The following is a 14,631-nucleotide window of genomic DNA, read 5'->3' as shown; positions in this document are numbered from 1 at the left end:
CGGCCATATTTTCCGATGAATTTGCTTAAATAGGTCAACTATTCGCACAAATCCATCGAAAAATCTGACTCGCTCTACTGAATTTCATGCTCGAAAGCTCAAGCCCGACAGGCTCCAAGAGATTTTACACCCCTTCGATAAAAAAAGATTTCTTCTATTACTGTATACACTATAAACTTTATCAGGATATTTTTATTGCCTATTGGAGCTTTTATGACATCTGGCACCGTTCATCCTTACAACACACTCACGCCGGATCGAGTGCTGGATGCCGTCGAAAGCCAGGGGTTTCTCTCTGATGCACGGATACTGCCACTGAACAGTTATGAAAACCGAGTGTATCAGATTGGGGTTGAAGCCAGTGACCCGGTTATTGTGAAGTTTTACCGGCCCCAACGGTGGAGCCAGGAACAAATTCTGGAGGAGCATGGATTTTCTCACACGCTTAAAGAACAAGAGTTACCCGTTGTTGCGCCATTGCGTAATGCCGAGGGCAGAACACTCTTTGAATATGAAGGCTTTCAATTTGCCATTTTCCCCCGTCAAGGTGGCTATGCGCCTGAACTTGATAACCTTGATAATCTGCTTATCCTGGGGCGCTGTCTTGGACGTATACACAGCTTGGGTGCCACTTTGCCTTTTGAGCACCGCAATGCCATTAACCTGCAGCGATTTGGTATCGATAGCGTGACGTATTTGCTTTCTCATGATTTTATTCCCCCATCACTGAAAGAAGCCTATCAGACACTCACAAGCGACTTACTTCACCGACTGGCAAGAATTGAAAAAGACTGCACGTTCACACTCATCCGTGTTCATGGTGATTGCCATAATGGCAACATCCTTTGGCGCAACAACTCTCCTCATTTCGTGGATTTTGATGATACCGCCATGGCACCGGCTATTCAGGATTTATGGATGCTACTGTCAGGGGATCGCCAAAACCAGACCGTTCAAATGGCAGAAATTCTTGAAGGGTATAGTGAGTTCTTTGACTTTAACCCCGCAGAGCTGAATCTGGTGGAATATTTTCGCACCCTGCGCTTACTTAATTACAGTGCCTGGCTGGCCCGTCGCTGGGAAGATCCCGCCTTCCCCATGGCCTTCACCTGGTTTAATACTGAGCGGTATTGGGCGGAACATATACTGGAGCTGAGAGAGCAACTTGCCGCATTGGATGAGCCACCCTTAGCCGTTTTTGGACAATTTTGATCTACTCATTACGCTAGCAGCCTGTTGGACTTAAGACAATTTCGGCCTAAAATCCAGAAAGTGCGAGAAAGTGCGAGAAAGTGCGAGAAAGTGCGAGAAAGTGCGGTCAGAATTTCCGATCAATTTGCTTAAATAGGTCAACTATTCGCACAAATTGATCGAAAATTCTGACTCGCCCTACTGAATTTTATGCTCAAAAGCATAAGTCCGACAGCCTCCTAGTCAGAAAAAACGATTGTTATTATTTCCAGAAGAACCCATAGAAAAGCACGCTTGCATAAAGTCGGGGCTATTTCAGATTATTACAAATATTTTGGCAGGGCGCCGCCATATTCAGCGTGTAAAAATGCAGCCCAGGCGCACCACCTGCTAGTAAGCGCTGACAAAGTCGTGTAATTACTTCTTCACCAAACTTCCGAATGCTTACAGTGTCATCGCCGTATGACTCAAGCTGTTTACGAATCCAACGCGGCATTTCTGCACCACAAGCATCAGAAAACCGAGCCAGGCGAGTAAAGTTTGTAATAGGCATAATGCCAGGGGTAATGGGAATATCAATCCCCATGCGTTGTATACGGTCAACAAAATAAAAGTAACTGTCGGCGTTAAAGAAATACTGTGTAATGGCCCCATCAGCACCCGCTTGAACTTTACGCTGAAAGTTTTTCAGATCATCTTCCATGGTTCGTGCTTGTGGGTGCATCTCCGGGTAGGCTGCAACCTCTATGTGAAAATGGTCTCCGGTTTCTTCCCGGATAAATTCAACCAGCTCACTAGCATAATGCAACTCTCCAACACCACAACCTCCTGTACCTGAAGGGAGGTCACCACGAAGCGCTACCAGGCGATCAATCCCCCGGCTCTGATAATCAAGCAACAGCTCTTTTAAACGCACCCTGCTATCGCCAACGCAGGAAAGATGTGGCGCAGCAGAAATGCCTGTGGCCGATTGTGTCGCTAATACGGTATCCAGTGTACGATCACGGGTTGAGCCGCCAGCACCGTAGGTTACTGAAAAAAATTCAGGCAGATATTCTGATAACTGACGTGCAGCTACCTTGAGTTTGTCAGCTCCCTCAGGGGTTTTTGTTGGAAAAAACTCAAAGCTGATCGGTTTAGACAAACGTGATAGGTTGCTCATTTTATAGTCGTATCATTCAAATGCAGGCACACGCCAAACCCGACAAGGGTCTGGCTATAACCCGAACGTATTAATATTTATAGTCGTCTTTTTTAAAAGGACCATCAACAGAGACACTGATGTATTCAGCCTGCTTATCGCTAAGCCGGGTAATGACACCACCAAAGCCTTCAACCATATAACCGGCAACTTCTTCGTCCAGTTTTTTAGGCAGAGCATCCACATAGAGTGTTTTTGCTTCCGCAGGCAAGTCTGCAAAACCGGCCTTATACAAATGGATCTGTGCCAGTACCTGGTTTGCAAATGACCCATCCATGATACGTGAAGGGTGACCGGTAGCATTGCCCAGATTAACGAGGCGGCCTTCAGACAGCAGCAATAAATGGTCATTATTGGCGGCGTTTCTGATGACTTTATGCACTTGCGGTTTAACCTCTTCCCACTCCCATTGATCACGCATAAAACCGGTGTCAATTTCAGTATCAAAGTGTCCGATATTAGACACAATACAGCCACTTTTCAGCGCTTTTAGCATCTCACGATCACAGACATGATAGTTGCCGGTTGTAGTAACCAAAAGGTCTGTGGTGCCCAATAGCGCTTTATCGACAGAGGCTTCAGTGCCGTTATTCACGCCATTGATGTACGGAGAAACAACTTCAAAACCGTCCATACACGCTTGCATGGCACAGATAGGATCAATCTCAGAGACTTTAACAATCATGCCTTCCTGGCGTAGTGATGCCGCTGAGCCCTTGCCCACATCACCATAACCCACAACCAATGCTTTTTTTCCGGCCAGCAGGTGATCCGTCGCACGTTTAATGGCGTCGTTCAAGGAGTGACGGCATCCGTACTTGTTGTCATTTTTACTTTTAGTGACAGCATCATTGACGTTAATGGCCGGAACTTTTAGCGTACCGTTTTCCAGCATTTTAAGCAGACGATGAACGCCAGTGGTGGTTTCTTCAGAAATACCGTGAATTGTTTCCAGTAACTGTGGGTATTTGTCGTGAAGCATCAGGGTAAGATCGCCACCGTCGTCCAACACCATGTTTGCGTGCCAGGGATCGCCATTTTTCAAGATGGTTTGTTCGATACACCACCAGAACTCGTCTTCCGTTTCTCCTTTCCAGGCAAAGACCGGTATACCCGCTGCTGCGATGGCAGCCGCCGCATGATCCTGCGTAGAAAAAATATTGCAGGATGACCAGCGGACATCAGCACCGAGTTCAACCAGTGTTTCGATCAGTACCGCAGTTTGAATTGTCATATGAATACAGCCAAGTATATTTGCCCCCTTTAGAGGCTGCTCGGCTTTATACTTCTTACGAATTGCCATCAGCGCAGGCATTTCGCCTTCTGCAATCTGAATTTCCCGACGTCCCCAGTCGGCCAGAGAAATATCAGCAATCCGATAATCTTCAAAGCCCTTTTTTACTGCTGCGGTCATAGGGGTAACCTCTTTGTTCGGTCATTATAAATTGCATTTAACCGAGTCTAGCAGCAGGTACATTCTGCATCAAATTATTTTGATATAGATTGTTAGTCACAGGAAATACTCCCTGACGGGTATGTTAACCCGGATATTTCATAAACATGCTCCTGGCCTTGCTTGCTCCTTGCGGCTCCAAGGGAGTTTATGAAATATCCGGGTTAATGAGCGGAGTATTAAATGGATCCAAAAAATGTAAGCAGCTCAAAAAAATAGTGTCGTATAGTTATGCTTGTGCAAGGCTCAAGAATATAAGTCAATGTGATTTTGACGAAAAAACGATAAGAAAACTCCGGGCAATTCGGCTATCTCTCTGATAACTGACCATAGACACCCAATCAGAGGCTGTACAATCACGACGATTGCACTTTGTAATGCAAATGATTTCTGCCTGACTTTTAAACCAGAAAAGCATAAATAAGCTATATTTAATTTCAATAAAAATTCCCTAAACAGGGGACGCTGTACAACGCCGCAAATGGCGCATCAAGCCCAGCAACGCCAGTGCGGCAATCACACTGGGCGCGAACAATAACTGAAATATGCTTTGATATTCCAACCCCCACTGCAACAGCCATGCGCCCATTATGGCCCCTGCGATACCGCCTGAACGGGCCATTCCTAACATCCAGGATACACCTGTCGCACGAAATGCGGTGGGATAATGCAGTGCGGCAATGGCACCCATGGAGGATTGAGCCCCACCCATCAGGGTACCTGCCAGTAAAATGGCCAGCCCTAACCAATAGATGCCTACAACATACCCGATAGAAAACAGGAACACACCGGCCATAAAATAATTAAAGGCGACAATTTTGTGTGGCGTGGCTCGATCCATGATCCAACCAGATACCGGCGTACCAATAACGCCTCCCATGGGGAATAATGCCGTTAGCAGTGTGGCGTGTGCCAGGTCGTACCCTGCTTCCCCAATCAGCGTGGGCATCCAGCTTGAAACCGTATAAAAAATCAGCAGGCCCATGAAGTAAGCGGTCCAAAGCAACAGCGTCGCACCCAGTCGCGCCGGTGCCACTATGGCTTTTACCGGATTGGTCGCATTCGGGGAGGTTCCTTTTCGGAGATTAATCTCATGTGGCCAGGCGTGTCCTAGCAATTGATTCAGAGTTTGGGCAATCGTCGTCTGTGCGTTGGGTCTTTGGAGAAGAAATAACACACTCTCGGGCAGCCAGCGCCATAAAGGTAAAACTAACAACAGAGGCAAGGTACCACCGAGAATGAACACGCTTTGCCACCCGAACGTAGGTACCATCCAGGACGCTAAAAAGCCACTGGTTGCGGCGCCAAAAGGGAACCCACAAAATACGGCGTTCACCATTAAAGACTTGTGCTTTTGTGGCGCAAACTCTGACACGATCGTTAAGGCATTTGACATTGCCGCGCCAATGCCAGAGCCCGTCCCAATGCGCCACCATGTCAATTGAGCGATTGTTGTCGCTTGGGTCGTGGCCAGGCAACAGATCCCAAACACGATTACAGATACGATAATGATGGGTTTTCGACCCAATCTGTCAGACAAGGGGCCTGAACACAAGGCACCAAATGCAAGTCCAATCAAGGCGGCACTCATCGTTAGTCCCAAGTCAGCTTTATCGATTCCCCATTGGTGGATAATTTGAGGGGCGACATAGCCCATGAGAACAGTATCGAAGCCATCCATAAAAAGAATGGCCAGACACAACAGCAAAATGATCAAGTGAAAAGCATTCCATTTCGCATTACTGACTGTGTGAGGGATGCTGATAGATACCGATTCGCTCATAACTGCGCTCGTGAATCGTCTGTTTATTGGGTATGGGTGATTATTATGATGCCCCAAGGTCAATTACAAGGCATCAAGTTCACACCGAAAGGAACGACTAATATCGTTTTATTAGCACAATTTTGGCACAACTATAGTTGAGTAATAATAGTGTACCGACGTCCATCTGACCATAACAAGCAAAGCTTATACTCTTTGCTTCAACCAGAGCCCTGGCTTGCCTGGAATGAACCCAAAAAATCAGACGGTGATGTAAACTCTGAGCAATATGGAACGACTCTGGCGTAATATAAAGTGCGAATGTGTTTACCTGAAGGTATTCGACAATGCTGCTCATAGAACTTACGCATTGACAGCAGGTTGAAAAAACTGCCAGATCAGCCATATACAACATATACAAAAGTAAATAAATTTTGTCGTGCGTATAAAGATAACCAGACCCACAACAGTCAAGTGCGACCTCGCTAAATACACAGGTTTTCTATTGTGTGAACCCAAGTCTGCCACATGCACCCGCTTTAGCGATTTAGGTGACGTATCACAAGACAGCGTTAATCGCTTCCTTCAACGAGAGCAATTTGCTCCTGAAGACCTTTTTATACACGCCTGATGCAGAACCGGAGACGTTATCGAAATCACTCTTTGACAGGCTACACAGCCATCATTGGTATATTGAGGAGTATCATAGGGCGCTGAAGCAGCGCTGTGTAACATTGAGCGTTTTCAGGCGCGAGGAAAGCGGCAAATCAATCAACATATTTGCGGCTATCTTTGGGTATACCTGCTTACAGGTCATGAAAATGTCAGAGTCAATAACGAGTATTTACAGCGTGAGAAAAAATGCCCTCAAAGAAGCCACTTTTTTCAAGGTGGTTTCTCCATAGTGGCAATACAAACTACCATTGTTGTTTCCGTGAAGGCGGGAACCCACTGTCGAGGTGGATTCCTACCTTCGCAGGAATCACAAACTGTTAGTAGTTTCTGAAGGGCAAGTTCCCACAGAGGAGCAATGAGTTACGCTGTAGCTTCTTCTCGTTGAATCTCTGGCTCAAGCTCTTCTTCATCGGCCAGGGTGTTAAGCTTACCGAGAATTGAGCTGACCTTTTCACTCCATGTATGGAGTTCGTGCTTCAGGTGTTTATTTTCTTCTTCGAGCTCTTTGTTGGCTACTTTCAGTTCCTCAAGTTCCATTCTGGACAGTTCCAGCTTATCTATGAGGTTTTGTAACCGGGACTCCAGTTGAGCGAGTGATTGTATGGACATGGCGGACTCTTGCGACGCGGGTTTCAATTGACATCATTTTATCTTTCAGACGATACGATAGCATATTATTCAACACAAGGTCAGATATCATCTATTTTGTACAGACTATACTAAGCTAACGTAATAGTACTCTGTTTCCATGAGTTTGACATGCTTAGGCGGAAAACGTGCTTTTCTGACCGTGTTGAATGCAATAGATAATTCCACCGGTACCTGTTTTACCCGCATGAGACAGCTTTTTGAGAGAGTAAGCACGTCAAAAACATTGAAAGGGGTTACTTTTTAGCAGTCTGTCAGGCTGAAAACCAGCTGTAGCGAGAAAAAGTCCGGTTTGAGATGGTTTTCAGGTTGGTTCGAGGTCACTTAGTGAGAAGCATCGTCAGTGTAAACCGTCTTAAAATTCGTTCGGCTACTGCAATCTGCGATAAATGGGTCTAAACGTTGATTTTGTTCGTTAAACTCACTGCTGTTCGGGTAATTTTTTGCCGTTCCCGTGAGACATTGCAGGTTGTTCCCTTTGGCAAAACTTGCTTTCAGGGAGACAAGACCCCATAAAGCCGGAAGCACAAGGGCTGAGATCCGTTAACCAGGCAGTAGTTATTGAACTCATTAAATAGTTGGTTATTCGCCTCTCAAAACCGGTCTTTTATCTTCTGCTTTTTTATTCTCGCTACGCGCAGATTTTTAAGACCGCTTCTATGGGTAGCTGTATTTCAGAAAGTATCAAAAGCCCGCCACTTCTGCGAAGGCAGGAATTAACCACGACAGTGGTTCTTCGCGGGGACGACGCTGGTATAGTTTTCATTGCCACTACCCTAAGTCCGACAGGCGCACAAGTATTGTACCAAGTTAGATATGTCCGCCAGGCTGTATTATGTGGAATAACTATCACACCGCACATTTTCTTGTTCACATCATAGCTGGCTGGCGCCAAATCAGTTTTTGGTCTGCCTGCTTGTACGACCAATCCAGGTGGGCAGTGGCGGAGGCACACAGCAGGCCTCAAGGAGTTTTTTATGAACAATGCGCTACCCTGTTGCGCTATTATCATTTCTGCGCTGAATGTTGAAGACGAGGCTATGAAGGCATTTTATACCTCACTCACCCATAACAAGAGTATTGATGATTATATTCTGGAAAAGCATCTGCACTTTTCGTCCTGTCAGATAGAAGGCGCTTTTTTCAGCCATTTACTGGCATATACTGAACTGGCTTTGGACTCAGGGGGAGCTATCGATCGTTAGTGCATCCGGGTTGTTCTAGTCTGTGAATATTTCGCAAAGTTCAGAGTATTTTAGCTGACCTACTGACAACACTGACTATTGTCTTTAGACTTTCCTGCATTTGACATCTGCCTGCGGGTCATTGGTAGAGTTCGTTTCATCAAAATTACAACCTAACTATTTTATTTATAACGATTCGGGAAGTTTATGCTGGATGTCATCCCTACTGACTCGGTAGGCTTGGTAAAACCCAAGGTGGTGTATTTTGATCAATCTTTGGTTTTACAGTGCGGGCAAGTACTGGAGTCCTATAATCTTGTTGTAGAAACCTATGGTGAACTTAACGAGCAGCACAGCAACGCTGTATTAATCTGTCATGCCCTCAGCGGTCACCATCATGCAGCGGGTTTTCATTCAATAAATGACCGTAAACCCGGCTGGTGGGATAACTGTATTGGTCCCGACAAAGCCATTGATACCCGGCACTTTTTTGTGGTGTCCCTGAATAATTTAGGCGGCTGTCATGGCAGCACAGGTCCTGCGAGCATCAACACTAAAACAGGCAAAGCCTGGGGGGCTGATTTCCCGGTACTCACTGTTGAAGACTGGGTAAACGCTCAGGTGCGCCTGGCAGATATGCTGGGGGTTGAATGCTGGGCTGCTGTTGTGGGTGGTAGCCTCGGTGGCATGCAGGCACTGCAATGGTCTATCAGTTACCCTGACCGCTTGCGGCATGCGGTTATCATCGCTTCTGCGGCAAAGCTGTCCGCTCAAAATATTGCCTTTAATGAAGTGGCCCGGCAAGCCATTATGGCCGACGAGGGGTTTCTCGATGGCCGCTACCTTGATGAAAATCAACTGCCTAAAAAAGGGTTAGGACTGGCGCGAATGATCGGCCATATCACTTACCTGTCTGAGCACGCTATGGGGAAAAAATTTGGCCGTGAAATGATGAGTGAGCACTATGGCTTTGATTATGATGCACAGTTTCAGGTGGAGAGCTACCTCCGTTATCAGGGCGCTGCTTTCTCAGAGCACTTTGATGCCAATACCTATTTGCTCATGACACGGGCACTGGATTACTTTGACCCTGCTGCTGATCACGGTGGCATATTATCCAAAGCCCTGAGTCCAGCCCGGGCACGTTTTCTGCTGATATCGTTTACTACGGACTGGCGATTTTCTCCCGAACGTTCCCGTGAAATAGTAACAGCGCTGGTGGAAGCTGAAAAAGAGGTGTCTTATCTGGAAATTGAAGCGCCTCAGGGGCATGATGCTTTTCTGATGGATATTCCCCGGTATATCAATGGTCTGAAGGCGTATATGCAAGATGTTGTCAGGGAGAGTTGCCAAGGAGAGTTGTCATGGTAGATAACAGGGTGCGTAATGATTTTATCCTGATAAAGGACTGGGTTCAGCCCGGTAACCGGGTGCTCGATTTAGCTTGTGGTGATGGCAGCCTGTTGAAAAATCTGACAGAACAGAAACAGGTGTCAGGCTATGGATTGGAGATTGGCAGTGACAACATTGAGCGGTGTATTGCCAAAGGCGTCAATGTCATTGAACACAACCTGGATGAAGGGCTGTCACGCTTCAGGGACAAAAGCTTTGATACGGTCATCATGACGCAGGCTATTCAGGTAATGACCTACCCTGATCGGGTATTGGATGAAATGCTAAGGGTGGGCAAGCGATGTATTGTGACGCTTCCTAACTTTGGACATTGGCGTTGTCGGCAACACTTGTTGTTCAAGGGGCGAATGCCTGTATCCAAGTTTATGCCCTATAGCTGGTATGACACGCCTAATATCCACTTCTGCACCTTTCGGGATTTCGAGATACTGTGCAGGGAAAAGCAGCTTAATGTGATCAACCGATTGGTGGTTGACCAGCAATACAGGGATAATTGGCGAATAAAACTGATGCCCAATTTGATGGGTGAAATAGCAATCTATCACCTTGCATAGGAGCCTGCCGAACTTAACCCGGATATTTCATAAACATGCTCCTGGCCTTGCTTGCTCCTTGCGGCTCTAAGGGAGTTTATGAAATATCCGGGTTAAGACAATTTCGGCCTAAAATCCAGAAAGTGCGAGAAAATGCGAGAAAATGCGAGAAAATGCGGCCAGAATTTCCGGTCAATTTGCTTAAACAGGTCAACTATTCGCACAAATTGATCGAAAATTCTGACTCGCCCTACTGAATTTTATGCTCGAAAGCATAAGTCCGACAGGCTCCAAGGATATATTTATGAAAAAAGGGATACTCGCCAGTGTTACAGCGTTACTGCTCTTTGTCCCCGTTACTGTACCCGCCGTTGCTTTTGCCTCAGCACCTGCCTCTGTCCCCGATGCTGAACCCTTTGGGAGCAGGTCAATGCGTGCCGGTGATTATGACATTCATTACAGTGCCTTTAATAGTACTTTTATTCCGCCTGAAGTGGCGAAAGCCTATTCACTGGAACGAGGGCCTCGCACTGGCATTTTGAACATTGCTATCCGTAATGTGAAAAGCAGTGAACTGGGCACTGCTGTCAAGGGGCTTATCGAAGGCAATATGACTAACCTACTGGGGCAAAGAACAGCGCTGACATTTCATGAAGTCAATGAAGGGCATGCTGTTTACTATCTGGCCAGTTTTCGATTCAGCAATGAAGAACAGCTCACCTTTGATCTTGCTGTCACGCCCGATAAGCACACACAGTCAGAACGTGTAACATTTAGCCAACAGTTTTATGAAGGCGAAAAGTCGTGAAAATAAACGCTTGTGAAATCGTGCTTGCCAGCAGTAACCCTGGCAAGCTCAAAGAGTTTCAACAGATGCTCAGTGGTATGGGGGTGAGCTTGCGCCCACAGAGTGATTTCAATATAGCGGCGGTGGAAGAAACCGGCCTGAGCTTTGTTGAAAATGCGATATTGAAAGCTCGCCATGCCTCAAAACAATCCGGGCTGCCTGCCATTGCCGATGATTCAGGGTTAGAGGTTGACGCCCTTGCCGGTCGCCCTGGTATTTATTCTGCGCGGTTTGCAGGCAGCGATGCTACTGATAGCGACAACAACCGTAAACTGCTCTCTGTGCTGCGGGGTGTGTCACCTGAAGAGCGTAAAGCCCGCTTCCAGTGTGTTTTGGTGTATATGCGACACCCTGAAGATCCAACCCCTGTTATCTGCCAGGGTAGCTGGGAGGGGGAAATTCTCAATGCACCCAAAGGGGAGCAGGGTTTTGGCTATGATCCACTATTTTACGTGTCAACTGAAGGTTGTGCCTGTGCTGAGCTGTCCGCAGACGTCAAAAATCGCCTGAGCCATCGTGCAAAAGCCATGGCTCAGCTGGCAGACAGGTTGCGTGTAACGTGTTAAGACTCCCTCCATTAAGCCTGTACATTCACGTCCCCTGGTGTGTGAAAAAGTGCCCCTACTGTGATTTTAACTCCCATGTGGCCAATCAAGAGGGGATTCCAGAAACTCAGTACCTTGCTGCTCTGATTGCTGATTTGCACCAGGAGATCAGTAAGGTGCAGGGGCGCCCTCTTGCCAGTATTTTTATTGGTGGTGGTACACCGAGCTTGTTGTCACCGAGAGCTTATAAGCAGTTACTCTCAACCTTGCAACAAGAAATGGCCTTTGCTGAAGATATTGAAATTACGTTGGAAGCAAACCCGGGGACTTATGAACATGGCCGATTTCAGGGCTACCTTGAGGCCGGCATTAATCGACTGTCCCTGGGGGTACAAAGCTTTCAGGATGAGAAGCTCAAGGGGTTGGGGCGGATTCACAGTGCGGATGAAGCCATTTGTGCCATTACCTCTTTGGCAGAGAGTGGTTTTGCCAACATCAATATTGATCTGATGCACGGCTTGCCGGGCCAGTCCCCGGAGGATGCCTTGTATGACCTGCAAACGGCCATTGATTTTCAGCCGACCCATATCTCTTGGTATCAGCTCACCATTGAACCCAATACGGTGTTTTATTCAAAAACACCGTTACTGCCGCCTGATGATACCCTTTGGAGCATTCAGGAAGCCGGCCAGTCTCGACTGGCAATGCATGGGTATACACAGTATGAAATTTCTGCTTACAGTCGACCCGGACGGCAGGCGCGTCATAACGTCAATTACTGGCAGTTTGGTGATTATCTCGGCATAGGTGCGGGTGCTCACGGTAAGTGGACATGTAAGGAAACCGGCAAGGTCTATCGCAACTGGAAAACCCGGATACCGTCAGATTATTTATCCCCCGATAAACCTTTCCGAGCGGGGCAACGAACACTCGCTGAAGACGAGTTGCCATTGGAGTTTATGATGAACGCCCTGCGTTTGCATGAGGGTGTGCCAGCAGGATTTTATTCAGACTATACAGGGCTTTCCCTACGCTCTGTCAGCTCAGCGTGGGAGACAGCGATTGCTAAGGGGTTGATGGTTGATAGCCCCAACCGATTGGCACCCACACCCCGGGGGCGATTATTTCTTAACGACCTGTTGGCAATATTTACCTGATGCGCTGTTCAGTAGTATGTTGAACATGGGGTTGACGAAAACGACGACAAAAGGTGACTGCCAATGGACTGGCTCAGTGACAGCGTGGTTAATCTCTCGCACTTTACCCGAGGTTATCTGCCCATTCTTTCTCTGGCGCTGACAGCAACATTGCTGGTTTATGGCGGTAAACCTGCCTTAGCGAGGTCAACGCGTTGGTTAGGACGTTTTCCTGCTGCCATTCGCTACCTTGCCAGATCAGCACTCACCCTGAGCGTGCTGGGGCTGGTACTTTACTATGTGCCACAGTGGTTGACCCAGCTGCTCAGCTTGTTCAATAACCTGACGTTTGCGCCTGTGTTGCTGGTGGTATTGATTCTGGTGGGTGTGCTGGCCGACCGGAACAGTTAATACTCACTATTTTTTGGCTACCAATACACCGGGCTGCAGAACAAGGTTAATGGCTCGCAACAGAGGCTACTATCCGCAATAGCCTGAATAGCCTGAATTCAGCAGTTGATTGCTTTTAGCAGGCCGGAAGCTTTATTCCCATTGAGAAAACGGCATTCAACGGCTGAATTCAGGTTTAATAGAATTTTGGTTCAGTCAAGCCCTAGCTCTTGAAACTTTGACGCTAATGGTCGTTGATGGTCAGGGTTCTGCCCGTTATTGGCCGTCTTTGACATCATCTGGTCTACGAGTTTTAAAACTTTCCGCTGATAGTTGCTTCCAAAAGCAATCAGATCCTGAGGCCATTGATCTGATGTTGCTACTGAATCCAGCATAGCTGCCGCAAGCAAACCATAAGCGGGAGTAGCCAAATGAAGTTGTGGTTTTTCATCGGCAACAAGCAAGCTGCTGAAAGGAACAGTATGGGGACCAGCAGCCGTTTGAAACGTGATATTTCCATCCTTATCCACTGCCCCAGCGAGGTCAAGCAAGTGAAGAGAGCTATTTTTTAAACGCTTTATTTCATCTTTAATAGCGGTATTTATTGACTCAATAAACCCATTTTCAAACGGAATAGAAGAATCAATAAGAAGATTATTTAAGTCAGGAAATAGTGATAGCCTGTTATCAGATAAAGCCGGTATTTGCGGGGATATATTAGCAATACTTATCAATACTTGTTTGCCATTTTTAAGACATTCCTGTTGTTGAGAAGAAACTGTCGCTATAAAATTTTTAACTCTTTTAATAACGTATTCACGATCCTCTTTAAGGTTAAGATCTGGTCTATTTGTTGCGTAATTAGTCAGGGCTGTAATTTCACTCACGGCTGCGAGATTAGCCAGGAATGCAAGGGCTGAAGTTGCATGAGAATCCTGTGGTTTTTTATCAGCCATTGCTCCAAACACGAGCCAAAATGGCACACACGGTGGTATAAGAATAACAGAAAGCCCATCGGCTTGCTTGGCTTGCTCCATCGCTTTACCGAGCTGATCATTTATCGCCTTTTCATTGGTCATGTAATTGAGAAAACCCAATCCATTGCGTGGAGATAAACACTTGGCGGTAAATGGCTGCAGCTCATCAGGCGTGAAGCTTTCAAGCAGGCCAGTTTTACCACCAACGGATAAATTACCGCAAACCTCATCTAAACTAATTTTTTCAACTCCTCGTGCATAACTGGCCCCTATCACGAACAGGTTATCAGCATGGGTAGTCAAAGAAATAAAACACAAAAATAAAAATAACAGTCTTGATAGCATGGTCTCAACCTGACAGTAATAATTAGACTGTAAACAGTTAAGACCATATTAAAAAAATGGCAATATTTTTTTCTGTTAATACTATTGAATGCCATACAATATTTTTCTAAATAATGCTCCCCTTTTATTCAGCAATATAAGCCTGCTCAAATAAATCACCTTGGCATGCTTTAGATCGCCTTAATTTTCAACCATTGCTGAAAATTACTGATTACCGCATCAAATGCTCTCTCTAATGGTCGTTTACGTTGTTGCTGATGGGCGGGGTTTTGCTCGTTATGGGCCGTTTCTGTGGTCAGAAGCAGTCTTAAAAGTCTGCCCGTAGCGAGCC

General features: G+C 46.4%; 13 protein-coding genes. 8 read left to right on the top strand and 5 right to left on the bottom strand.

Annotation, left to right across the window (positions count from 1 at the left end):
• Positions 1-213: 213 nt before the first annotated feature.
• Positions 214-1,212, top strand: a complete 999-nt coding sequence (locus tag V4C51_RS10360) for a serine/threonine protein kinase (RefSeq protein WP_330926085.1) — start codon at positions 214-216, stop codon at positions 1,210-1,212.
• A gap of 289 nt (positions 1,213-1,501) precedes the next feature.
• Here V4C51_RS10360 and metF read toward each other — a convergent pair whose 3' ends face one another.
• From metF to V4C51_RS10340, 4 genes are all read right to left on the bottom strand, one after another.
• Positions 1,502-2,353, bottom strand: a complete 852-nt coding sequence (metF, locus tag V4C51_RS10355; protein WP_330926084.1) for a methylenetetrahydrofolate reductase [NAD(P)H] — start codon at positions 2,351-2,353, stop codon at positions 1,502-1,504.
• 70 nt (positions 2,354-2,423) lie between these two features.
• A complete protein-coding gene (ahcY, locus tag V4C51_RS10350; RefSeq protein WP_330926083.1) occupies positions 2,424-3,806 on the bottom strand; it encodes an adenosylhomocysteinase in 1,383 nt (460 codons plus the stop codon).
• Positions 3,807-4,296: 490 nt separating this feature from the next.
• Positions 4,297-5,628: an MFS transporter gene (locus tag V4C51_RS10345; protein ID WP_330926082.1), complete on the bottom strand. Its 1,332-nt coding sequence runs from the start codon at positions 5,626-5,628 to the stop codon at positions 4,297-4,299.
• Between the two features lie 1,014 nt (positions 5,629-6,642).
• On the bottom strand, positions 6,643-6,891 hold the full coding sequence (locus V4C51_RS10340) for a cell division protein ZapB (RefSeq protein WP_330926081.1): 249 nt from the start codon (positions 6,889-6,891) through the stop codon (positions 6,643-6,645).
• Positions 6,892-7,907: 1,016 nt separating this feature from the next.
• On the opposite strand from V4C51_RS10340, the gene V4C51_RS10335 reads away from it, so the two are divergent.
• From V4C51_RS10335 to V4C51_RS10305, 7 genes are all read left to right on the top strand, one after another.
• Positions 7,908-8,135: a hypothetical protein gene (locus V4C51_RS10335; RefSeq protein WP_330926080.1), complete on the top strand. Its 228-nt coding sequence runs from the start codon at positions 7,908-7,910 to the stop codon at positions 8,133-8,135.
• 186 nt (positions 8,136-8,321) lie between these two features.
• Positions 8,322-9,485 carry a homoserine O-succinyltransferase MetX gene (gene metX / locus V4C51_RS10330; RefSeq protein ID WP_330926079.1) on the top strand — a complete coding sequence of 388 codons (1,164 nt, stop codon included), beginning with the start codon at positions 8,322-8,324 and terminating at the stop codon, positions 9,483-9,485.
• A complete protein-coding gene (gene metW / locus V4C51_RS10325; RefSeq protein ID WP_420797650.1) occupies positions 9,479-10,081 on the top strand; it encodes a methionine biosynthesis protein MetW in 603 nt (200 codons plus the stop codon). The genes metX and metW overlap by 7 nt, the downstream gene beginning before the upstream one ends.
• A gap of 283 nt (positions 10,082-10,364) precedes the next feature.
• The gene (locus V4C51_RS10320) at positions 10,365-10,868 is read left to right on the top strand and encodes a DUF4426 domain-containing protein (RefSeq protein WP_330926078.1); all 504 of its coding nucleotides are present in this window, start codon (positions 10,365-10,367) and stop codon (positions 10,866-10,868) included.
• Positions 10,865-11,473, top strand: coding sequence for an RdgB/HAM1 family non-canonical purine NTP pyrophosphatase (gene rdgB, locus V4C51_RS10315; RefSeq protein ID WP_330926077.1), 609 nt, complete (start codon positions 10,865-10,867; stop codon positions 11,471-11,473). Before V4C51_RS10320 ends, rdgB begins: the two co-directional genes overlap by 4 nt.
• On the top strand, positions 11,467-12,609 hold the full coding sequence (hemW, locus tag V4C51_RS10310) for a radical SAM family heme chaperone HemW (protein WP_330926076.1): 1,143 nt from the start codon (positions 11,467-11,469) through the stop codon (positions 12,607-12,609). Before rdgB ends, hemW begins: the two co-directional genes overlap by 7 nt.
• 63 nt (positions 12,610-12,672) lie before the next feature.
• Complete coding sequence (locus tag V4C51_RS10305) at positions 12,673-12,999, top strand: DUF3392 family protein (RefSeq protein WP_330926075.1); 327 nt, start codon at positions 12,673-12,675, stop codon at positions 12,997-12,999.
• Positions 13,000-13,190: 191 nt separating this feature from the next.
• Here the strand turns inward: V4C51_RS10305 and V4C51_RS10300 are convergent, their stop codons facing one another.
• Positions 13,191-14,300 (bottom strand): hypothetical protein, encoded by a 1,110-nt coding sequence (locus V4C51_RS10300; protein ID WP_330926074.1) that lies wholly within the window; start codon positions 14,298-14,300, stop codon positions 13,191-13,193.
• Positions 14,301-14,631: the final 331 nt, after the last annotated feature.

Origin of the sequence: Candidatus Sororendozoicomonas aggregata, assembly GCF_031528575.1 — a bacterium.
GTDB lineage: Bacteria > Pseudomonadota > Gammaproteobacteria > Pseudomonadales > Endozoicomonadaceae > Endonucleibacter > Endonucleibacter aggregata.
The sequence above is the reverse complement of the archived record's forward strand: the minus strand, read 5'-3'. Positions and strand labels throughout refer to the sequence as shown.

Bases quoted from the DNA above. Each gene is read 5' to 3' on its own strand.
- V4C51_RS10305 (WP_330926075.1), top strand. From the start codon at position 12,673: ATGGACTGGCTCAGTGACAGCGTGGTTAATCTCTCGCACTTTACCCGA.
- V4C51_RS10320 (WP_330926078.1), top strand. From the start codon at position 10,365: ATGAAAAAAGGGATACTCGCCAGTGTTACAGCGTTACTGCTCTTTGTC.
- metX (WP_330926079.1), top strand. From the start codon at position 8,322: ATGCTGGATGTCATCCCTACTGACTCGGTAGGCTTGGTAAAACCCAAG.
- V4C51_RS10335 (WP_330926080.1), top strand. From the start codon at position 7,908: ATGAACAATGCGCTACCCTGTTGCGCTATTATCATTTCTGCGCTGAAT.
- V4C51_RS10340 (WP_330926081.1), bottom strand. From the start codon at position 6,891: ATGTCCATACAATCACTCGCTCAACTGGAGTCCCGGTTACAAAACCTC.
- V4C51_RS10360 (WP_330926085.1), top strand. From the start codon at position 214: ATGACATCTGGCACCGTTCATCCTTACAACACACTCACGCCGGATCGA.
- ahcY (WP_330926083.1), bottom strand. From the start codon at position 3,806: ATGACCGCAGCAGTAAAAAAGGGCTTTGAAGATTATCGGATTGCTGAT.
- metW (WP_420797650.1), top strand. From the start codon at position 9,479: ATGGTAGATAACAGGGTGCGTAATGATTTTATCCTGATAAAGGACTGG.
- metF (WP_330926084.1), bottom strand. From the start codon at position 2,353: ATGAGCAACCTATCACGTTTGTCTAAACCGATCAGCTTTGAGTTTTTT.
- V4C51_RS10345 (WP_330926082.1), bottom strand. From the start codon at position 5,628: ATGAGCGAATCGGTATCTATCAGCATCCCTCACACAGTCAGTAATGCG.
- V4C51_RS10300 (WP_330926074.1), bottom strand. From the start codon at position 14,300: ATGCTATCAAGACTGTTATTTTTATTTTTGTGTTTTATTTCTTTGACT.